The following is a 20,343-nucleotide window of genomic DNA, read 5'->3' as shown; positions in this document are numbered from 1 at the left end:
CGTGTCCCGCCTGCCGGTGACCGACGACCACGCCGTCGTCGACCGCTGACCGGTCCGCGGCGCCCCCACGCCGCGCACGACGGTCCTGAAGGACCGTCGCCGCCCTCGCCCCGAGGGCACCTCTCCCCCGCGCACCACCAGCACCGACCGCCGCACGCCCGCAGGGGGCCGCGGTGCGATCCGTCCTGCCGTCGAGAGGCACACGCATGTCCACCCGCACCCGCCGGACCCGTCCGGCACCCCACGCCGCGGCACTCGCCGCCGCACGACCGCGGCTCGCCGCCGCGGTCCTCGCCACCGTCCTGACCGGGGCGCTCGCCGCGTGCTCCGGCGCGAACGCCGACGCGGGCGCCGCCGCGGACGCCACCGCCGCGACCGGCGACCTGCCGACCGAGATCCCCGCGGGCACGTCGCTCGTCATCGGCGACCCCGTCACGCAGAAGGCGGTCGAGATCGCGGGCGGCGACCTGGACGCGGACCTCGGCTTCGAGATCGAGTGGGCCAACGTCTCCGGCGGCCCCGCGACCACCGAGGCGTTCCGTGCCGGGTCGCTCGACATCGGCTCGGTCGCCGACATCCCGCCGATCCACGCGACGTGGACGGGCCTCGACGTGCGGATCGTCGCCGCGTCGTACCGCGAGGACTGGGAGGACTTCCCGATCTACGAGTTCGGCGTCGCGCCGGGCGTCGAGGGCGTCGACTCGCTCGAGGACTTCGCGGGCCACCGCATCGCGTACAGCCCGGGCCAGGCGCAGGGCGTCATCGTGCTGCGCGCGCTCCAGGAGGCCGGGCTCGACCTCGACGACGTCGAGCTCGTCGAGCTGCCCAGCACGGGCGACGTGTACCCGACGGCGCTCGCCGCGGGTGAGGTCGACATCGCGCCCATCGGCGGCGTGCAGATCGCGCGGTACGTCGACCAGTACGGCAAGGACGGTGCGCACACCGTCACGCACGGCCTGCGCGACGACCCGGGCGTGCTCTACGTCCCGACGTCGACGCTCGACGACCCCGCGAAGGCCGCGGCGCTGCGCGCGTACGTGCGGCTGTGGGCGCAGGCCAAGCTGTGGGTCGAGGACCACCCCGACGAGTGGGTGCAGGGCTACTACGTCGAGGACCAGGGGCTCTCCGAGGAGGACGGCCGCTACCTCGTCGAGCACGCCGGCACGCCCGACATCCCGGCCGACTGGACCGACGCGATCGCGCGGCACCAGGAGACGATCGACCTGCTCGCCGAGGCCACCGGGAACGACCCGCTCGACGCCCCCGACCTGTGGGACCAGCGCTTCGCGCCGGTCATCGCGGAGGCCGTCGAGGAGTACCGGGCGGGGGCGGGCAGCTGATGTCGGTCCTCACCGCACCGCGGGCGCTCGCGTTGCCCCGCCCCCTCACGCGCCCGGCGACGACCCGTCGCCGCGCCACCCGGCGCCTCGGCCCCGGCCGCACCATCCCCGGCGGCGCCGCGCTCGGCCTGCTCGCGCTCGTCGCGTTCTGGGCGCTCGGCAGCGTCACCGGCCTCATCGACCAGCGCACGCTGTCGGCGCCGTGGACCGTCGTCACCACCGCGGGCGAGCTGATCGAGTCCGGCCGCCTGCAGGAGAACCTCGCGGTGTCCGCGCAGCGCGCGCTGCTCGGCCTGCTGTTCGGCATCGTCCTCGGCACCCTGCTGGCCCTCGTCTCCGGCCTCACCCGCGTCGGGGAGGCGCTCATCGACGGGCCCGTGCAGGTCAAGCGGGCCATCCCGAGCCTCGCGCTGCTGCCGCTGCTCATCCTGTGGCTCGGCATCGGCGAGACGATGAAGGTCGTCACGATCCTGCTGGGCGTCTTCGTCCCGGTGTACATCCACACCCACAACGGCCTGCGGACGATCGACGCGCGGTACGTCGAGCTCGCCGAGACCGTCGGGCTGTCGCGCTGGCAGTTCGTGCGACGCGTCGTCCTGCCGGGCGCGCTGCCCGGGTTCCTGCTCGGCCTCCGGTTCGCCGTGACGGGCGCGTGGCTCTCGCTCGTCGTCGTCGAGCAGATCAACGGCACCGCGGGGATCGGCTACATGATGGAGCTCGCGCGCACCTACGGGCAGACCGAGATCATCGTCGTCGGCCTCGTCCTGTACGGCGTCCTCGGCTTCGGCTCCGACGCGCTCGTCCGCCTCGTGCAGAGGAGGGCGCTCGCATGGCGACGCACGCTCGCGGACTGACCCGCGCACCCGGCGTCCCCGCGTCGCCCGACCGGACGGCCACGCTCGCCGACGGCACCGCGCCACCCGACGGCACCGCGGCACGTGCCGGCGCGGCTGCACCCGCGCACGCCGACGTCCGCGCGCCCGAGCGCTCGGCGGTCCCCCCGCCCGCGCACGGCACCCTCGCCGACGAGCGCACGACCACGACCGACGGCTCGGTCGTCGTCCGGCACCTCGACCGCGCGTACGGCCTCGCCGAGGGCGACGGCCGGGTCCTGCGGGACCTCGACCTCACCATCGCGCCCGGCGAGTTCGTCGCGATCCTCGGCCGCAGCGGCTCGGGCAAGTCGACGCTGCTCCGGGCTCTCGCAGGCCTCGACCACGACGTGCACGGCACCGGCACGGTCGCGGTCCCCGAGCGGGTGTCGGTCGTCTTCCAGGACTCGCGTCTGCTGCCGTGGGCGCGCGTGCTCGACAACGTGACGCTCGGCCTGCGCGGGTCGCAGGCGCGCGAGCTCGGCCGCGAGCGCCTCGCCGAGGTCGGCCTGGCCGGCCGCGAGCGCGCGTGGCCGACCGAGCTGTCGGGCGGTGAGCAGCAGCGCGTGTCGCTGGCCCGCTCGCTCGTCCGGGAGCCGCAGCTGCTCCTCGCCGACGAGCCGTTCGGCGCGCTCGACGCGCTCACCCGGCTGCGCATGCACGGGCTGCTGCGCGACCTGTGCGCGCGGCACCGCCCGGCGGTCCTGCTGGTGACGCACGACGTCGACGAGGCGATCGTGCTGGCCGAGCGGGTCGTCGTGCTCGACGAGGGGCGCATCGCCCTCGACGTGCCCGTCGCGCTCGACGACGGCCCGCGCGACCCGGCCCACCCGCGGTTCGCCGCGCTCCGTGCCCAGCTGCTCGACGCCCTGGGCGCACTGACACCCACCCTTCCCCTCGACGACCCGAGGAGCACCCGATGACCACCCACCGCGAAGGCCACCTGCACCTCAACGCGTTCCTCATGAGCACCGGCCACCACGAGGCGTCGTGGCGCCTGCCGGAGAGCGACCCGTCGTTCGTCTCGACGAACATCGCGTACCTGCAGCGCCTGGCGCAGACGGCCGAGCGCGGGAAGCTCGACTCGATCTTCTTCGCCGACGGCCCGGCGCTGCACCGGGACATCGGCCGCCGCCCGTCGGGCACGCTCGAGCCGACGGTCGTGCTCGCGGCGATCGCGGCCGTGACCCAGCGGATCGGGCTGATCGCGACCGCGTCGACCACGTACAACGACCCGTACAACCTGGCGCGACGCTTCGCGTCGGTCGACCACGTGAGCAACGGCCGGGCCGGCTGGAACATCGTCACGACCGCGTTCGTCGAGGCCGCGCGCAACTTCGGGCTCGACGAGCAGCCCGCGCACGCCGACCGGTACGCACGAGCGGCGGAGTTCATCGAGGTCGCGCTCAAGCTCTGGGACTCGTGGGAGGACGACGCCGAGGTCGGCGACAAGGCGGCAGGGCTCTGGGGCGACTCGTCGCGCGTCCACCCGATCGGCCACGTCGGCGAGCACTTCCGCGTCGCGGGCGCGCTCACGACACCCCGCTCGCCGCAGGCGCACCCGCTGCTCGTGCAGGCCGGGTCGTCGGAGGACGGCAAGGACCTCGCGGCCCGCTTCGCGGAGGCGGTGTTCACGGCGCAGCAGACGCTCGAGGACGCGCAGGCGTTCTACGCGGACCTCAAGCGTCGTGCGGTCGAGTGGGGGCGCGACCCCGCGACGGTGCTCGTGCTGCCGGGGATCGTGCCCGTCATCGGTGCGACCGAGGCCGAGGCGCGGGAGAAGGAGGACGAGCTCGACCGGCTCATCAACCCGGAGTACGCGCGCGTGCAGCTCGCGGCGCAGCTGCGGGTCGACCCGGAGGAGCTGCCGCTCGACCGCGAGCTGCCGGACCACCTGCCGTCGGAGGACGAGATCGAGGGCGCGAAGAGCCGGTACACGCTCATCGTGAACCTGGCCCGGCGCGAGCGGCTGACGGTCCGCCAGCTCATCGGCCGGCTCGGCGGCGGGCGCGGTCACCGCACGTTCTCCGGCACGGCCGAGCAGGTCGCCGACGCGATCCAGGACTGGTACGACCAGGGTGCCGCCGACGGGTTCAACATCATGCCCGCGGTGCTGCCGTCGGGGCTCGAGGAGTTCGTCGACCAGGTGGTGCCGATCCTCGTCGACCGCGGGATCTTCCGGTCGGAGTACACGGGCACGACGCTGCGCGACCACTACGGCCTGGCCCGCCCGGCGAACCCGCACACGGTGGCGCGCCTCGCGACGGCGGAGGTGACCCGATGACGACGTACCGCCCGCTCGGCCGCACCGGCGTGCAGGTCAGCACCCTCACGCTCGGCGCCATGAACTTCGGCGCGTGGGGCAACCCGGACCACGACGCGTCGGTCGCGATCATCCACCGCGCGCTCGACGCCGGGATCAACGTGATCGACACCGCCGACGTCTACGCGCGCGGCGAGTCTGAGACGATCGTCGGGAAGGCCCTCCAGGGCCGCCGCGACGACGTCGTGCTCGCGACGAAGGTGCACGGCCGGCTGTCCGACGAGGTCAACCACGCCGGCAGCTCGCGCCGCTGGATCATCCGTGAGGTCGAGGACTCGCTGCGCCGCCTGCAGACCGACCACGTCGACCTGTACCAGGTGCACCGCCCCGAGCCGGGGACGGACGTCGAGGAGACGCTGTCCGCGCTCGACGACCTGGTCCGCTCCGGCAAGGTCCGCTACGTCGGCACGTCGACGTTCCTCGGGTCGCAGATCGTCCAGGCGCAGTGGGTCGCGCGCGACCGTCGGCTCGTCCGGCCCGTCACCGAGCAGCCGCCCTACTCGATCCTCGCGCGCGGCGTGGAGCGGGAGATCCTGCCCCTCGCCCTGGAGCACGGCCTCGGTGTCCTGCCGTGGAGCCCGCTCGCGGGCGGCTGGCTGTCCGGCCGTCCCGTCGGCGCCGACGCGCCGGTCTCGCCGCGCATCGCCCGCCAGCCGGGCCGGCACGACCCGTCGCTGCCGGAGAACCTCGCGAAGGCCGAGGCCGTGCAGGCCCTCACCAAGCTCGCCGAGGCCGCGGGACTGACGCTCGTGCAGCTCGCGCTCGGCTTCGTGCTCGAGCACCCGGCCGTCACGTCCGCGATCATCGGCCCGCGCACGCCCGAGCACCTCGACGCGGCGCTCGCCGCGCTCGACGTGCGTCTCTCCGCCGACGTCCTCGACGAGATCGACGCGATCGTCCCGCCGGGCACGACGCTCAACGCCGCCGACGCGGGCTGGACCCCGCCGTCCCTCACGGACGCGACGCTCCGCCGCCGTCCCCGCTGAGGCGCGACGGCAGCGCCGCCCGTGCCGTCGGTCCGCCGGGAAGCCCCGGGGCGCGACGCCACGGGCGGCGCCAGCGTCGTCAGCGCAGCGCGGCCTCGACGCCGCCCGACCAGGCGGAGTCGTGCAGGTCGATCGTCGTGAGCACCGTGCCCGGCGGCACGTCGAAGACCACGACGGCCTCGACGGCGTTCCCGGGGTTGATCTCCTCCATCCACGAGTCGGAGCCGTCGAGGTAGACCGCGGCCGTGGAGTCGGACGAGTACTCCTGCCCGGCCTCGTTGCGCGCCTTCTGCGCGTCGCCGAAGAAGTACTGCGCCTCGTCGCCGATGTTCGTCACCGACATCCGGACGAGGCAGAACTCGCCCTGCGCGTCCTGGTGCAGGTACTCGCCGCCGACGGTGGCGAGGCCGCACTCCGTGCCGTGCACGACGAACTCGAACGTGCCGTCGCGGACCGGGGTGCCGAGCGGTGCGACAGCAGGAGCCTCCTCCGCGGGAGCCTCCTCGGCGGGAGCAGCCTCCTCCGGGGCGACCTCGGCGGCGGGCTCCTCGACCACGGCGGGGGCGTCGGCGACCTTGTCGGGCGCCGCCGCGTCGGACGCGTCGTCACCGCCGCCGGACGCCGCGATCGCGACGACCAGGACGGCCGCGCCGATGCCGACGCCCGTCAGCACCTTGTGCCGGGCGAACCAGCCGGGGCGCTTGCCGTCCTCGACCCAGAGCTGCCACCCCTCGGGGGCCGGCCCCCAGCTCGGGTCGGGCTGCCAACCGGGCGGCGGAGTCCAGCCGGCGGGCGGGGCGGGCCAGTTCGGGGGCGCGTTGTAGCGAGCTGCCATGGGTTACCTCACAAGGGGTCGGGGACGAACGGGGTGCGACCGTCCTGACATAACGTGTGACATAACTATGGCGATGCCGGTGCCGGCGCGGACAGGACGAACGTCCTCGCCCAGGCGGGCGGCCGCGGTCAGCGGCGAGCCGTGAGGACCATCCAGACGAGCTCGCCCGACGTGCTGTGCGTGAGCTTCGTGCGCCAGCGCTGCGTCAGGTCCGCGTGCTCCTCGGGTGACAGCAGCGCGCGCACGTCGTCGCCGCGCTCCTCCAGCACCCGCAGGCCGTGCTCCTGCGACGCGACCAGGTCGGCGGTGCGGTCCTCGGTCACGACGTCGGTGAAGCCGCACGACGTCAGCAGGTCGGCGTACGCGTCGAGCGTCAGCATGTGCTGCCCCCACGCGAGCATGCGCTGGCCGAACTCCGCCGACGCCGCCGACGTGCCCAGGCAGTAGTCGGTGACGAGCACCGTGCCGCCGGGGCGCAGCGCGTCGTGCAGCCGGCGCCACGCGACCGGCTTCTCCTCGTGCGTGAGGAACGCCCCCGCGTCGCGCGTCCACACCACGTCGAACGCGCCGGGGCGCACGACGTCCGAGGTCAGCACGTTGCCGCACACGAGCTCGACGTCCGCGCCGGGCGCGTCGACCTCCCGGCGCTCGCGGGCCAGGTCCGTCATGTCGGACGACGCGTCGAGCCCGACGACCCGCACGCCGAACCGCGTCGCGAGCCGGAACGCGTCGCCGCCCAGGCCCGAGCCGACGTCGAGCACCTCGGCCCCGGCGCGCAGACCCGCGCGTGCGGCGAGCGCGTCGAACACCTCCGGCTCGGCAGGACCCTGGTAGCCGCGCCCGTAGAGCAGCTCGTGGCGCAGGGCCACCTCCCGGCTGTAGCGGTGGGCGAGCGTGGCGGGCAGTGCGTCGGGCATGGGTCGTCTCCTCAAGGCGTGGTCGCGGGTGCGGGGCGCTGGACCGGGACGTGGTCGGTGCGCGGTGCCCGGGCGGTCCGGGCGGGGTCGTGCGGCCGGAGCAGCTCGACGTCGGCCGCCGACGTCCCCCCCGGGCCGCACAGCGCCGCGACCAGGTCACCGACAGCGGCCGCGTGCGTGAAGCCGTGGCCGGAGAACCCGCCGCACACGACGAGCCGGAGCGTCCCGGGCACGCGGCCGACGAGGAAGTCCCCGTCGGACGTGTAGGCGTCGACGCACGCCGAGGCGGCGACGGGGTCCGGCGCGAGGGCGGGCACCCAGGTCCGGACGAAGTCGAGGACCGGGGTCGTCTCGTCGGGCGAGGGCGGCCCGGCACGGCCCGCACCGAGCCGGTCGGGGTCGAGCAGCCGGGACGAGCCGCCGATCTTCACGCCGCGACCGTCGACGTCCGGCAGCCCCCAGAACCGGTCCCCGCCGACCTGCCGCACGAACGCGGGCCAGATGCTGCCGGGCGGGGCGTCGACGGACGTGCCGACACGCGCCGGGTCGCCGGGAGCGCGGCGGTCGACCGCGTGCACGGGTCGGAACCACGCCTGGACGACCCGGCGTGCGGGTGCCCCGACGACGCGTGCCGCCTCCCCCGTCGCCAGCCACGCGCCCGTCGCGAGCACGACCCGCCGCGCGCGCAGCACGCGGTCGTCGAGCACCACGACGACGCCGTCGGCGCCGTCCCGGACCTCGCGCACGACGCGCCCGACGAGCACCTGCGCCCCGCGCGCGGCCGCGCACGCCACCGCGGCGCGGACCGTCGCCTCGGGACGGACGACCGCGGCGGCGCGGTCGAGCAGCACGGTGTCGTCGGTGCGGAGCGCGAGGTGCGGCACCGCCCGGGCGGCGGCGCGCGACCGCAGCACCTGGACGGAGGTCCCGCAGCGTTGCGCGACGGCGCGCGTGCGCCCGACGAGCGGACCGTCGCCCGGCCCGACGACGGCGTGCGCGCAGGGCGTCAGCAGGGTCGTGCCGGACTCGGCCTCGAGGTCGCGGTAGCGCGCGAGCGACCGGTCGGCGAGCGCCGGGTAGTGCGCGCCCTCCCAGTGCAGCCGACGGAACAGCCGCGTGCCGCCGTGCGACCCGCCGTGCACGTGGCCGGGCTCGTGCTGCTCGACGCCCACGGCCCGTAGCCCCGCGCGCGCGAGGCTCCACAGCGTGGTCGCCCCGGCGACGCCGAGCCCGACGACGACCACGTCGACGGCGTCGTCGACGTGGGCCGTCCGGCCGACGCGCCCGGCCCGCGCCCCCGGATCGTCGGGCATCAGATCTTCATCGCGCAGCCCCGGCTCTCCAGCCGGTTGACGCGTCGCTCGATGCGCAGCACGTCGCCCGTGACGCCGCACGGGCAGGCGACGTCGCGGTCGACCCAGCCGAAGTCCTCGCTGAGGACGAACCCGGGGAAGCTCGTCGGGGTCGGGTCGCAGTAGGCGAGCAGCCCGGACTCGCCCGGCTCGACGGGCGCGAGCGTGCGGGCGTCGCGCGCGCTCACGTAGAGCCACGGCGGGCAGTGCTTGGCGTGGTGCGCGCACTCGAGCGCGATGGTGTTGAGCTCGACCATGTTGAACGCGTCGCGTACGGCGCCGACGTCGCGCAGCCCGAGCGACGGGACCAGCGCGTCGTGCAGGTCGGCCCGGCCGACGGCCTGCCCCTGCCGCCCCTTCCAGCCGCCGATCGTCACGGCGAACCGGCGCGGGTGCGCGGGGAGCGGACGCGAGCGCAGCGCGTGCGCGAGGTCCCACAGCAGCGGCGGCGGGCCGACGACGAGCGACGGCACGGACGGGTCGTCGGCCGCGAGCGCGTCGACCAGCCGCTCGGTCTCGACGGCCCCGTCGCGCACGTAGAAGTCGGTCTCGTGCAGCACGGAGACGCCGGACATGACGTACGAGATCCACAGGTGCTGCGACTCGTCGACGCGCGGGCCCACGTTGTGCACGACGGTCTCCGCGTGCTCGACGTCGAGCAGCTCGTGCGTCGCCGCCGTGACCGACGCGAAGAACCGCATGAGCGTCGCGTCGTCGCGCGGGACCCGGGACACCGTGCCCTGCGTGCCGCTGCTCGTCGTCTGCACGACGGGCGCGTCGCCGGTCCGGACCAGGTCGGCCGCGCGCTTGAACACGCCGCTGGGCAGCAGCGGGATGCGGTCGAGCGTGTCGACGTCGATCGACGCGGGATCCAGGCCGTCCGCGTACCGGGCGTAGGCGGGGTTGTGCGCGACGTGGTGCGCGACCGCGTCGCGCAGGAACGCGGCGCGGACCTCGGGCGCGGCGCCGTCGCGCAGCACGTCGGTCGCGGAGAGCCACGCGTCGAGCGCGCTGACCTCGTCGGCCGTCGTCGTGGGGGCGGGTCGGGTCGCGGTCGTGCTCATCGCTGCTCTCCCTCGGCGGGCGCGGGTCGGGGGTCCGTGCCGACGGCGGCGAGGTCGTCGGCCTGCATCGTCGCCCGCACGCGGTCGTACCGGTCGACGAGGTAGTGCTGCGCGGCGTCGGTGCGGCGCGTGTAGTAGCGACCGGGGTCGTCCCACGAGCGCTCGATCGACACGAGCCGGACGAGCGTGTGCATGCCGAGCGAGCCGTCGTGCGTGAACCCGGCGCGCGGCATGCGCGAGAACCCGGCCTCGACGAGCCGGTCCGCGCCCGCGGCCGCCCACCGGTCGCGGTGCTCGGTCGTGATCCGCCACGGGTGCACGCTCAGCGTCTGGCTGTGCCGGTCGAGGTGCCGGGCCACGTCGCCCAGGTCCTCGACGGGGTGCACGAACAGCGTGCGGCCGAGCGGGTGCGGCAGGTCCGTGGTGCCGAGCGGCAGCTCGACGACCGCCCAGTCCGGTGTGACCGTCGACGGGAAGCCGCGGAACGACGCCTCGGCGAGCAGCGCGGACCGGTTGGCGAGCACGTCGCGGTTCTCGGTGACGAACGGCAGGTTGCCCGTGAACGTCGCGAACGCGTCGCGCGCGGCGGCGACGAACGCCGTCGTGTCGCCCTTCACGAAGACGCGCTGCGTGTTGAAGCACGCCTCCTGGTCGTAGAACGCCGCGTCCTCGACGACGCGCATCGCGGCCTCGCGGACGTCCGCGTCGGTGAGGTCGACGACCGATGCGCTGTGCCGCGGGCCGTACTCGGCCAGCGGGACGTTGACGCCGAGCTTGCTGCGCACGGACCGGACGGCGGCCTCGCCGCCCCACACGCAGGCCGCGTCGACGGACGCGATCGCCGCGTCCCCGACCGCGTCGCCGTGCGGCCAGTACGGCAGCGACAGCGCGCGCGACACCGGGTGCTGCGGGTCGACCTCCAGCACCGCGAGCGCGAGCCCGACGGGCGAGATCGGGTCACGTGAGGGGAGCTTCGCGATCGAGCGGTTCTTGGTGACCATGCCGCGGCACAGGCTGTACATCGACGCGAGCGGCAGGTTGCCGACCAGGTAGTGCAGGACCAGCCCGCGGGGGTACGCGCGCCGGTACGACATCTGCACCGGCAGCCACTCGTCGAGGATCCGCTGGTCGCCGAACTCCGACTCGATCTGGTCGTACAGGTGCCAGCGCTGGGCGAGGAAGTGCCCGATCGTCTCGTAGTCGCGCTCCATCATCACGTCGGGGAACTGCGTGAGCGTGTGCGCGTGCCGGCGGACGAACATGCGCGCCGCGAGGCGACGGGCGTCCCACAGCTCGCCGACCTTGCCGAGGAACGTGATGATCTCCGCCGACGAGATCGCCGCGAGCTCGGCGTCGAGGTCGTCCGCCGCCGCGTGGATCTCGTCGAGGTGCGACTGGTGGAACCGTGGGATGCGCACCGCGGCGCCGCTCTCGAACCGCAGCAGGTGGACGTCGTCGTCCTGCGGCCCGTCGGCGTACCGCGCGACGCCGTTGACGATGAGCGGGAGGTCGATGACCTGGTCCATGGGTTCTCCGTTCGGTGGTGCGTGACGTCGGGGTGCGCGGGGCACGTCCGTCGGGGTGCGGGTCGGGCGGGCGCGCGTCAGGCCGGTTCGGCGCGCGGGACGCGTCGGGCCAGCCCCGGTGGGCAGACGACGAGGAAGGCGACCGCGACGACCGCGAGCGCGACGGCGACGGCCGCGAGCGCGCCGCCGACCCGGTCGACGAGCTCGGGACCGGCCGGGACGGGCCCGGCACCGGGACGGCCCGCGTGCACGGCCCACCCCGCGAGCGCGACGCCCAGCACGCCGCCGGCGTTCCGCACGAGGTTGCTGGTGCTCGTCACGACGCCCGCGCGGGGCGCGCCGGCCAACCGCAGCAGCGCGATCGTCGCGGGGGTGAGCGCGAGGGTCGCGCCCGCGCCGACCAGGACGAGCGCGACGGGCCGCACGGGCGACGCCGGGTCGAGGCCGACACCGACCGCGAGCCCGGTGCCCGCGGACATCGCGAGCAGCGCACCGCCGACCAGCAGCCGCTCGGGGAACCGCTCGGCCAGGCGGCCCGCGACGAACCCGACCGCGAACAGCGCGACCGTGAGCGGCAGGAACGCGACGCCCGTCGCGAGCGCGCTGCGTCCGAACGCGGCCTGGTCGCTGAGCGGGACGAGGAACACGAACGCGTAGAGGCCGGCGAACGTCGCGCCGCCCAGCAGCAGGAGCACCGCGACCTCGGAGCGGGTCACGAGGTCGGTCGGGAGCACGGCGTGCGGCCTGCCGCGGCCGCGGCGCAGCAGGAGCACGACGGCCCCCACGAGCACGACGACCGCGAGCGCCGGGCCGAGCGGACCGGGCGGGACGTGCTCGATGACGAGGACGGCGGCGGTGAGCAGAGCGGCGGCGAGCACGACGACGCCGAGGACGTCCGCCCGGCCCGGGACGCGCGCGGCGGCGGGTGCGGACCGGCGGACGGCGAGCAGCCCGCCGCACACGACGACCCCCACGGGCACGTTGAGCCAGAAGATCGACCGCCACCCGGCGGTCTGCACGAGCACGCCGCCGACGAGCGGCCCGACCGCGAGCGCGACCGCCCCGATCGCCGACCACAGCGCGACGGCGTGCGACCGCGCGGGTCCGGCGGGGTGCGCCGCGGCGACGAGCCCGAGCGACGCGGGCACCACGACCGCCGCCCCGACGCCCTGCGCGGCCCGCCCCGCGAGCAGCACGCCCGCCGTCGGCGCGAGCGCGCACACCACCGACGCCACCGTGAACACCGCGACGCCGACGACCGCGACGGGTACCGGCCCGTACCGGTCGACGAGCGGCCCGGCCCCGGCCAGCCCGACGGTGAGCGCGACGGTGTACGCGTCGAGCACCCACTGCAGCGCGCCCAGCCCCCCGCCGAGCTCCGTGCCGATCCGGTCGAGCGCGACGTTCACGACCGTGACGTCGAGGAAGAGCATGAACGTCGCGGCGGTGAGCAGGCCGATCCCGGCGCGGGCGGCGCGCGACGTCACGGGGCACCCGCGGACGTGACCGCCGCGAACGCGGCGCGGAACGCCGCCATCTCGTCGGGCGTCCCGATCGACACCCGCAGCCGTCCGGGCCCGCCGATCTCCCGCACCAGCACCCCGCGCGCCACCAGGCGGTCCCAGACCGCGCGCGCGTCGTCGAACGGCCCGACGAGCACGAAGTTCGCGTCGGAGTCCGGCACGGTCCAGCCGCGTGCGCGCAGCCAGGCGACGAGGTCGTCCCGTCCGCGGCGCAGCGCGTCGACCGTGCGCAGCTGCTCGGTCCGGTGCGCCAGGAGCGCGCAGCCCGCGGCCTGCGTGAGCGCCGACAGGTGGTAAGGCAGCCGGACGACCCGCAGCGCGTCGACCACCGCCGGGTCCGCCGCGAGGTACCCGATCCGCGCCCCGGCCCCCGCGAAGGCCTTGCTGAGCGTCCGCACGACGACCAGGCGCGGGTGCCCGTCGAGCAGCTCGACCGCGCTCGGCACGCCCCCACGGCGGAACTCCGCGTACGCCTCGTCGACCACGACGAGCCCGGGCGCCGCCTCGAGCGCGGCGGTCACCGTGGAGAGCGGCAGCGCGGTCCCCGTCGGGTTGTTCGGCGACGCGAGCACGACGACCGCGGGCCGGTGCGTCACGAGGTCGTCGACCAGCCGCGCGGGGTCGACGCCGTACCGCTCGTCGCGCGGCTCGCACCGCCACGCGGTCCCGGTGTTCCGGGCGTACTCCGGGTACATCGGGTACGTCGGCCCGTACGACAGCAGCAGCCGGCCGGGCCCGCCGAACGCCTGCAGCAGCTGCTGCACGACCTCGTTCGACCCGTTCGCCGCCCACACCTGCCGCGCGTCGAGCGGCACACCGGTGTCGGCGGTCAGGTGACCCGCGAGCGCCGTGCGCAGGCGCGTCGCCTCGCGGTCCGGGTACCGGTGCAGGTCCGCGGCCGCCCCGGCGACCGCGCGCGCGACGGCCGCGCTCGTCGCCGGGTCGGGCGGGTACGGGTTCTCGTTCGTGTTGAGCCGCACGGGCACGTCGAGCTGCGGCGCACCGTACGGCTCCTGACCGCGCAGCTCTGGCCGGACCAGGTCACCGATCTGCACGTCGGCGACGGGGACCGCGGACGGCCTGACGTCGGACGCGGTCACGCGCGCGTCCCCGCGGGCTCCGCGACGGCCGGGCGCGCGCTGCTCGCCCGGACCAGCGCGTCGAAGGACGGCACGTCCACCGGCCGGTCGCTGCCGAGGAGGTCGAGGCACGCCCGGACGGTCTCCTCGACGTAGCGGCGCGCGACGACGGGGTTGCGGTTGAGCCGGTGCGTCGCGGCGGGCACCTCGACGAGCCCGACGTCCCGCCCCTCGTCGGCCAGCCGGCCGGCGGCGGCCCGCACGCGCGTCACGTCGACCCACGGGTCGGTGTCGCCCGCGACGAGCCGCACGGGCACCGCCACGCGCGCGAGGTCCTCGACGGCGTCGTCGTACCCGTGCAGGGCGTGCGTCCGCGCGTCGTGCACGAACCCGTCGCGCACCTCGTACCCGAGCACGTCGACGGTCGGGGGCAGCCGGTCCAGCTCCGCCTCGACGAAGTCCGTGCCGATCACCTCGCGCAGCGTCGCGGTCACGTCGAGCACGGGGGTCACGAGCACCGCGCCGCCCGCCGGGGCACCGCCCGCGAGCGCACGGACCGCGGGCCGGGTGGCCAGGCTCACCGCGACGAGCAGCGCACCCGGGTAGAGGTCGAGCACCGCCGCGACGTCCTCCGCCTGCGCCGACAGCCGCGTGCCCGCGATCTCGCCGCTGCCCGAGCCGACGTGGTGGCGGAAGTCCACGCGCACCGTCCGGAAGCCGTGCCGGTTGAGCGCGTGCGCGAACGGGAACATGCTGCGCGCGGTGCCGCCGAACACGGGCGCGACGACGACGTCGCCCAGGTGCTCGCCGTCGGTCGGCGCATCGACGAGCAGGCCGATCTCGCCGTCGGTCCCGACCGCGTGCCGGGTGGTCGTCGTGCCCATGCTGGGGGTCCTCTCGTCGGGTCGTGCCGGGGGGCGGACGACGGTCGCGCCGCGCTGCGGGGCCGGGTGGCGGGCCAGCAGGTCGTCGACCCAGCCGACCGTGTCGCGCATGACGTGGTGGTCGCGGCCGGGGCGCATCGCGGAGACGAGGAACGAGCGCTGCCCCTCGAGCACCGGGCCGAGCACCGTCACGCGCGGGTCGGACGTGCCGTCCGCGCGCACCGGGTGGTGCCGGTCGTCGACGCGCACGCCGCCGGGCCGGAAGGCGTCCGCGCCGGTGCCCGTCGTCCAGAGCGACGCCGCACCGCGCGCGACGAGGCGCCGGTAGAGCGGGTTGAGGTCGGTCCGCACGTCGAGCCGCGGCACCCAGGCGTCGACAAGCACGTCGGGCGTCCCGCCGAGCGCGTCGACGGCGGCCGCCGGCACGGCGCACGGCCCGCGACGCCCGCGTGTCGGCCCGAGGTCGCGGGCGTCGCCGCCGTCGCGGTGGCCGTCCCCGTCGCGGAGGTCGCCGTGATCGACGGGGTCGGCGCCGGCGACGCGGTCGGCGCGGGCGTCGACGCGGGCCGCGGGGGCGTCGCGGTCGGCGGCAGCGTCACGGTCGACGCGCACGAGGCCGGACCGCAGCAGTGCCGCGACCCGCGCCATCACCTCGGGAGACGCCCCGTTCGCGAACCGGTTGTGCCACGGCACCACGCGCTCGACGAACCGTCGGTGCGACGTGGCCGTGAGCCCGCCGTCGTCGACGGCCGCCGAGATGACGCCGCGCAGGTCCCGCCACACGCCGTTGCGGGCAGTGAGGTGCGGGCTCACGCCGACGCCCTGGCGCGCGCGCTGCACGTCGAGGTCGATCACGTCGGCCAGGTCGTCGCCGGTCGCGAGCGGGTCGACGAGCGCGTCCCAGTCGAACCGGTCGGCCTCGTCGACGTCGCCGGTGTGCGCGAGCAGGAGCCGGGCGAGCGCGTCGGGCCGGCCGTCGTCGCCCGTCCGGCCGGTGGGGCCGCCGTCCAGGAACGCGTCGACGGCGTCCTGCACGCGGGTCGCCGCGTGGCGCGCGGCGTCGAGGCCGCGCAGCGTCGCGTCGTGCTGGAAGGCCATCTCGAGGACGATCAGCGGCAGCAGGTCGCGCTCGACGTCGAGCGCTCCCGTGCCGTCCCCGCCGCCCTCGCGCGGGCCGCCGCGCGACCGGCGCAGCCGCGGCAGGACGTCGTGCCGGAGGAAACGTCCGCCGCGCGTGTCGACGAACGGGCTCACGGTCGACAGCACCGCGGGCCGCGCGTACGGGAACACCCCCGAACCGCTCGTGCAGTGGATCGCCGACGGCTCCGTGCCGGACCGCAGGTACGTGAGCCGCCCGCCGCGTGCACGCGCGAACCGGCCGCCGCGCCCCGCCGTGAGCGCCATCAGCACGTCGAGGGCCGTCATGCCCGTGCCGACGAGCGCGACACGGGACCCGGCGGGCACGTCGGCGACCGAGCCGGGGCCGTCCAGCGGGTAGGCGCGGGTGACGTGCACGGCCGCGTGATCGCCGGGTCCGGCGCACGGGTCTCCCGCCGGGTGCGCGGGTCGGGGCGAGCCGTGGCCGGTCACGAGCAGGACGTCGTCGACCGTCCACGTGCGCCCGTCGGCGGCGACGACGTCGAGCGGGCCGTCAGGCCACCCGGGGGCGGTGCCGCCACCGTGGGCGGTCTCGTCGACGGGTCCGCCGCTGGCGGCCACGCGCCCGCCGGCGCCGGGCAGGCGGTCGCCGGGCAGGCGGTCGCCGGGCAGGCGGTCGCCGGGCAGGGTGTCGGCGCGCCGAACCTCGCGGAGCTCGACGACCTCGACGGCGTGCCGGTGCACGTGCGCGCGCCCGGTGCGCTCCAGGTCGGCGGCGAACCGGGCGAGCCGCTCCTCGAGCGCGGCGCCGTGCACGGCGCGCGGCGGCCACGCCGCAGGCTCTTCGGGCACACCGTCCGACCGCTGCGCGATCCACCGCGCGAGCGTCGGACGCTCGGTGGGCGGGCGCAGCGGACCCGCGCCGGTCACGGTCTCGTCGGCCGCGAACGACACCTCGTCCGCGGTGCGGTTGAGGACCGCGGTGAGCGGCTGCCGCGGGTCGTGCACGGACCCGGCGCCGAACCGCCCGGTCCGCTCGAAGAGGTGCACCTCGAGCGTCCGGCCGGCCGTCAGGGCGTCTGCGTGGGCGCTGAGCCGTTCGAGGGCGTACGTCGCCCGGGGGCCTCCCCCGACGACGGCGACGCGCAGGGGACGCGTCACGGCGCCACCGGCGCGACGGCGTGCGACGGACCCGTGTGCCGTCGTTCGCGCTCGTGCCGAGGCCCCGTGCGCGGCGTGGCGGCGACGACCTCGTCGAGCGCGGCCAGGAACGCGCGGACCTCGTCCTCGGTCAGCGTGCCCATCGTCGCGACCCGGAACGCCTGGTCGCGCAGGTGCTCCTGCGACGCGTAGACGACGTAGCCGCGCGCCCGCAGGCCGGCGTGCAGCTCGGCGTACCCGAGGCCGGGCGGCAGGTCGAGCGACGTGAGCGAGGACGCACGCTCGGCGGGGTCGAGGTGCACCGCGAACCCCCGCTCGGCGAGCCCGTCGCGCAGCAGGTCCGCGAGCCGCCCGTAGCGGGCGCGTCGACCGGCCACGGTCTCCGTGCGCAGCCGGCGCAGCGCGACCTCGAGGGCGTAGAACGTGGGGACGGCGGGCGTGAAGGCCGGGACGCCCGCGCGCGCCTGGGCCCGGTGGTGCCGGCCGAGGTCGACCGTGTACCCGCGTCCGGGGCGCCCGTCGAGCGCGTCGAGCAGGTCGGCGCGCGCGGTGACGAACGACAGCCCGGGCATGCCCTCGAGGCACTTGTTCGACGTCCCCGCGAGCCAGTCGACGCCGTGCGCCGCGACGTCGACCTCCTCGCACCCGACGCTGCTCACGGCGTCGACGACCAGCGACCGGCCCGCGTCGGCGACGACGCGCGCGATGCCGGGCAGATCGTTGAGCATGGCCGTGCTCGTCTCGTGGTGCACGAGCGTCACGTGCGTGACCTGCGGCTCCGCGGCGAGCCGGGCCGCGACGTCGCGCGCGTCGAGCGGGCGTCCCCACGGCACCTCGAACCGGCGGACGGGGATGCCGTGCGACTGCGCGATCTGGCGCATGCGCTCGCCGTAGTGCCCGTTCTCGAGCGTGAGGACGACGCCGTCGGGCGGTACGGCGCTCGCGACGGCCGCCTCGACCGCGCCCGTGCCGGACGACGTGAGGACGACGGTGTCGTGCGAGCCGGTGCCGCCGCACAGGTCGGTGAGCTCGTGCCGCACGCGCGCCAGCAGGTCGCCGAAGTCGGCCTCCCGGTGGCACAGGTCCGGGCCGGCGAGGGCCTCGCGGACCTCGTCGGCCGTCATCACCGGCCCCGGGTTCAGCAGCACGACGCGCGTCACGGCCGCACCTCCGACGCGAGCGCGGCCGCGAGGCGACGGGCGGCGTCGGGCGGCTGGATCGACGGCCGCGGCAGGTCCGGGTCGGTGCCGGGACTCACGGGCACGTGCACGAACGTCGTGCCGGTCGCGCCGCGCACGGCCTCCGCGACCGCGGACGGGGTCGTCGCACTCCGGGCGTCGCCGTACCCGCAGGCCCGCGCGACCCCCACGAGGTCGACGTGCGCCGACGACGTGCGCTGCCCCCCGGTCGACTCGTACGACCCGTTGTCGAGGACCAGGTGCACGAGGTTCGGCGGCTGCACCGCGCCGATCGTCGCGAGCGCCTCGAGCCGCATGAGCGCGGCGCCGTCGCCGTCGAGCACCACGACCCGCCGGTCGAGCGCGGCGGTCGCGAGGCCCAGCGCGACGCTCGACGCGCACCCCATCGACCCGACGACGTACAGGTTCTCCGGGCGGTCCCACCCGGCGGCGAGCTCGCGCGCGGTGTAGCCGGTCGTCGCGACGAGCACGGTCTCGGGCCCGACGGCGTCGACCACCGCGCCCAGCACCTCGGCGCGCAGCGGCGGGCGGCCGGCGCCGCCGTCGTCGTCCGCGGGCGGTCGCGGCACGGCCTTCTCGAACGTGCCCTTGCGCACGACGAACGCGAACGGCCGACCGGTCGCGTCCAGGTGCCGCAGCGCGTCGTCGACGCGCTCGCCGAGCACCACCGGGTCGGACGGGAGGATCTCGTGCCGCACGCCCATCGCGTCGAGCAGGTCGGGCGTGATCTCGCCCATGAGCCGGTGCTGCGGCTCGTCCGGGAAGCCCGGCTCGCCGCGCCACGTGACGAGCAGCAGCACGGGCACCTCGAGCGTGCTCGCGAGCGACGTCAGCGGGTTCACGGCGTTGCCGAGCCCGGAGTTCTGCATGACGACGACGGGCCGCCGCCCGCCCAGCCGTGCACCGACGGCGATCGCGACCGCCTCGCCCTCGTTCGCCGCGGCCAGGTACTCGACGTCCGCGCCGTCCTCCATGCGCCGGATCGCGGGGGCCAGGAACGAGCACGGCACCCCGACGACCGGTCCGAGCCCGCGCGCCGCGAGGACGTCGAGGAACGCGTCGGCCTCGAGCACCGCTGGCGCGTCGACGAGCGTCGTCACGAGCGGTTCGCCAGCGGTGCGGCGGCGAGCGCGTGCTCGACACCCGCGGCGTCGTGCCGGCGCTCCTCGTCGAGCATGTCGCGCAGGCCCTGGAGCTCGAAGACGTCCTCGACGGTCGCGATGTCGTCCTCGAACCGCGACGTGCGACCGTCGCGCAGGATCGACGAGAAGGTCTGCGACACCGCCGTGATGAGCGCGCGCAGCCCGTGGTTCGCGTACACGACCATCTTCGCGCCCGCGTCCTCGAGCTCCGTCGCGGTGACGGTGTGGTACGTCGTCGGCACCACCACGACGGGCAGCGGTGACGACCAGCGCTCGAGGAACTCGAGCACGACGTCGGGCGACCGGTCCTTGGCGTGGATGAGCACCGCGTCCGCGCCCGCCGCCTCGTACGCGTGCGCCCGGGACAGCGCCTCGTCCAGGTCGTGCCCCGCGATGAGCGCCTCGATGCGCGCGATCACGAGCAGGTCGCCCGTCCGCGCCGCGGCGGCCGCGGAGATCTTGCCGCAGAACGCCTCGACCGGGAGCAGGCTCTGGTTGCTCGCGACGAAGCTGTTCATCTTCGGGAAGAGCTTGTCCTCGATCGTCACCGCCGAGATCCCGGCCGCCTCGTACCGGCGCACCATGTGCATGACCTGCGGGACGTTGCCGTAGCCCGCGTCGCAGTCGGAGACGACGGGGATGCGCACCGCCGACGCCATCGACGCGGACACGCTCAGCAGGTCGCTCATCGTGAGGATGTCGGCGTCCGGCACGCCCTGCGACGCCGAGACCTCCAGGCCGCTCGCCCACACGCCGTCGAAGCCGGCGCGCTCCGCGAGCCGGGCGCCGAGCGGGTTGTGCGCGCCGACGATCCGCACCAGGCCGGGCGCGTCGAACAGCTCGCGCAGCGTGGTCCGGCGGGCGGGGACGGGGACGGCGGGGTGGTCGGTGCGGGTCATGGCGGACGAACCTCCTGAGGAGTGGCGTGCTCGGACGGCGGCAGGGCGCGGTGCCGCCGGGGCGGCGCGCGCCGACGGTCGCCGGGTGCGGTGCGGTGCTGGGTCGCGACCGTCGTGCGTGGTCGCGGTGCTCGTGCGTGGGC

16 protein-coding genes are annotated in these 20,343 nt (G+C 76.0%); 5 read left to right on the top strand and 11 right to left on the bottom strand.

Annotated elements, in window-relative coordinates; genetic code table 11:
* The first annotated feature begins 206 nt into the window (after positions 1 to 206).
* From KOV94_RS00955 to KOV94_RS00935, 5 genes are read left to right on the top strand one after another with little or no spacing between them, the layout of a single operon-like run.
* Positions 207 to 1,340, top strand: coding sequence for an ABC transporter substrate-binding protein (locus tag KOV94_RS00955; protein WP_218050975.1), 1,134 nt, complete (start codon positions 207 to 209; stop codon positions 1,338 to 1,340).
* Positions 1,340 to 2,194 carry an ABC transporter permease gene (locus KOV94_RS00950; RefSeq protein ID WP_218050974.1) on the top strand — a complete coding sequence of 285 codons (855 nt, stop codon included), beginning with the start codon at positions 1,340 to 1,342 and terminating at the stop codon, positions 2,192 to 2,194. The genes KOV94_RS00955 and KOV94_RS00950 overlap by 1 nt, the downstream gene beginning before the upstream one ends.
* On the top strand, positions 2,170 to 3,135 hold the full coding sequence (locus tag KOV94_RS00945; RefSeq protein ID WP_225915898.1) for an ABC transporter ATP-binding protein: 966 nt from the start codon (positions 2,170 to 2,172) through the stop codon (positions 3,133 to 3,135). The genes KOV94_RS00950 and KOV94_RS00945 overlap by 25 nt, the downstream gene beginning before the upstream one ends.
* Positions 3,132 to 4,496, top strand: coding sequence for an LLM class flavin-dependent oxidoreductase (locus KOV94_RS00940; RefSeq protein ID WP_218050973.1), 1,365 nt, complete (start codon positions 3,132 to 3,134; stop codon positions 4,494 to 4,496). Before KOV94_RS00945 ends, KOV94_RS00940 begins: the two co-directional genes overlap by 4 nt.
* Complete coding sequence (locus KOV94_RS00935; RefSeq protein ID WP_218050972.1) at positions 4,493 to 5,521, top strand: aldo/keto reductase; 1,029 nt, start codon at positions 4,493 to 4,495, stop codon at positions 5,519 to 5,521. Before KOV94_RS00940 ends, KOV94_RS00935 begins: the two co-directional genes overlap by 4 nt.
* A 79-nt stretch (positions 5,522 to 5,600) precedes the next feature.
* On the opposite strand, the gene KOV94_RS00930 is transcribed toward KOV94_RS00935, so the two are convergent.
* From KOV94_RS00930 to KOV94_RS00880, 11 genes are all read right to left on the bottom strand, one after another.
* Entirely contained in the window at positions 5,601 to 6,356 is a 756-nt protein-coding gene (locus tag KOV94_RS00930) for a DUF4352 domain-containing protein (RefSeq protein ID WP_218050971.1), read from the bottom strand.
* 128 nt (positions 6,357 to 6,484) lie between these two features.
* Entirely contained in the window at positions 6,485 to 7,273 is a 789-nt protein-coding gene (locus KOV94_RS00925) for a methyltransferase domain-containing protein (RefSeq protein WP_124342791.1), read from the bottom strand.
* Between the two features lie 11 nt (positions 7,274 to 7,284).
* Positions 7,285 to 8,586: an FAD-dependent oxidoreductase gene (locus KOV94_RS00920; RefSeq protein ID WP_218050970.1), complete on the bottom strand. Its 1,302-nt coding sequence runs from the start codon at positions 8,584 to 8,586 to the stop codon at positions 7,285 to 7,287.
* Positions 8,586 to 9,689: a LuxE/PaaK family acyltransferase gene (locus KOV94_RS00915; RefSeq protein WP_124344498.1), complete on the bottom strand. Its 1,104-nt coding sequence runs from the start codon at positions 9,687 to 9,689 to the stop codon at positions 8,586 to 8,588. The genes KOV94_RS00920 and KOV94_RS00915 overlap by 1 nt, the downstream gene beginning before the upstream one ends.
* Positions 9,686 to 11,215 (bottom strand): aldehyde dehydrogenase family protein, encoded by a 1,530-nt coding sequence (locus KOV94_RS00910; RefSeq protein WP_218050969.1) that lies wholly within the window; start codon positions 11,213 to 11,215, stop codon positions 9,686 to 9,688. The genes KOV94_RS00915 and KOV94_RS00910 overlap by 4 nt, the downstream gene beginning before the upstream one ends.
* A 77-nt stretch (positions 11,216 to 11,292) precedes the next feature.
* Positions 11,293 to 12,702, bottom strand: a complete 1,410-nt coding sequence (locus KOV94_RS00905; protein WP_218050968.1) for an MFS transporter — start codon at positions 12,700 to 12,702, stop codon at positions 11,293 to 11,295.
* On the bottom strand, positions 12,699 to 13,838 hold the full coding sequence (locus KOV94_RS00900; protein WP_218050967.1) for a histidinol-phosphate transaminase: 1,140 nt from the start codon (positions 13,836 to 13,838) through the stop codon (positions 12,699 to 12,701). Before KOV94_RS00900 ends, KOV94_RS00905 begins: the two co-directional genes overlap by 4 nt.
* On the bottom strand, positions 13,835 to 16,960 hold the full coding sequence (locus KOV94_RS20885; RefSeq protein WP_218050966.1) for an FAD/NAD(P)-binding protein: 3,126 nt from the start codon (positions 16,958 to 16,960) through the stop codon (positions 13,835 to 13,837). Before KOV94_RS20885 ends, KOV94_RS00900 begins: the two co-directional genes overlap by 4 nt.
* A complete protein-coding gene (locus KOV94_RS00890; protein WP_218050965.1) occupies positions 16,957 to 18,120 on the bottom strand; it encodes a pyridoxal-phosphate-dependent aminotransferase family protein in 1,164 nt (387 codons plus the stop codon). The genes KOV94_RS20885 and KOV94_RS00890 overlap by 4 nt, the downstream gene beginning before the upstream one ends.
* A complete protein-coding gene (aepY, locus tag KOV94_RS00885) occupies positions 18,117 to 19,259 on the bottom strand; it encodes a phosphonopyruvate decarboxylase (protein WP_218050964.1) in 1,143 nt (380 codons plus the stop codon). The genes KOV94_RS00890 and aepY overlap by 4 nt, the downstream gene beginning before the upstream one ends.
* Positions 19,256 to 20,200, bottom strand: a complete 945-nt coding sequence (locus KOV94_RS00880) for an isocitrate lyase/phosphoenolpyruvate mutase family protein (RefSeq protein WP_218050963.1) — start codon at positions 20,198 to 20,200, stop codon at positions 19,256 to 19,258. Before KOV94_RS00880 ends, aepY begins: the two co-directional genes overlap by 4 nt.
* Between the last annotated feature and the right edge of the window lie 143 nt (positions 20,201 to 20,343).

This window comes from Cellulomonas algicola (genome assembly GCF_019024305.1).
In the GTDB taxonomy this organism is placed as follows: Bacteria; Actinomycetota; Actinomycetes; order Actinomycetales; family Cellulomonadaceae; genus Cellulomonas; species Cellulomonas algicola.
This window is presented reverse-complemented; position numbering and strand designations above follow the sequence as displayed.

Excerpts from the sequence above, each read along its gene's own strand:
- KOV94_RS00955 (WP_218050975.1), top strand. The coding sequence starts at position 207 with ATGTCCACCCGCACCCGCCGGACCCGTCCGGCACCCCACGCCGCGGCA.
- KOV94_RS00950 (WP_218050974.1), top strand. The coding sequence starts at position 1,340 with ATGTCGGTCCTCACCGCACCGCGGGCGCTCGCGTTGCCCCGCCCCCTC.
- KOV94_RS00945 (WP_225915898.1), top strand. The coding sequence starts at position 2,170 with ATGGCGACGCACGCTCGCGGACTGACCCGCGCACCCGGCGTCCCCGCG.
- KOV94_RS00940 (WP_218050973.1), top strand. The coding sequence starts at position 3,132 with ATGACCACCCACCGCGAAGGCCACCTGCACCTCAACGCGTTCCTCATG.
- KOV94_RS00935 (WP_218050972.1), top strand. The coding sequence starts at position 4,493 with ATGACGACGTACCGCCCGCTCGGCCGCACCGGCGTGCAGGTCAGCACC.
- KOV94_RS00930 (WP_218050971.1), bottom strand. The coding sequence starts at position 6,356 with ATGGCAGCTCGCTACAACGCGCCCCCGAACTGGCCCGCCCCGCCCGCC.
- KOV94_RS00925 (WP_124342791.1), bottom strand. The coding sequence starts at position 7,273 with ATGCCCGACGCACTGCCCGCCACGCTCGCCCACCGCTACAGCCGGGAG.
- KOV94_RS00920 (WP_218050970.1), bottom strand. The coding sequence starts at position 8,586 with ATGCCCGACGATCCGGGGGCGCGGGCCGGGCGCGTCGGCCGGACGGCC.
- KOV94_RS00915 (WP_124344498.1), bottom strand. The coding sequence starts at position 9,689 with ATGAGCACGACCGCGACCCGACCCGCCCCCACGACGACGGCCGACGAG.
- KOV94_RS00910 (WP_218050969.1), bottom strand. The coding sequence starts at position 11,215 with ATGGACCAGGTCATCGACCTCCCGCTCATCGTCAACGGCGTCGCGCGG.
- KOV94_RS00880 (WP_218050963.1), bottom strand. The coding sequence starts at position 20,200 with ATGACCCGCACCGACCACCCCGCCGTCCCCGTCCCCGCCCGCCGGACC.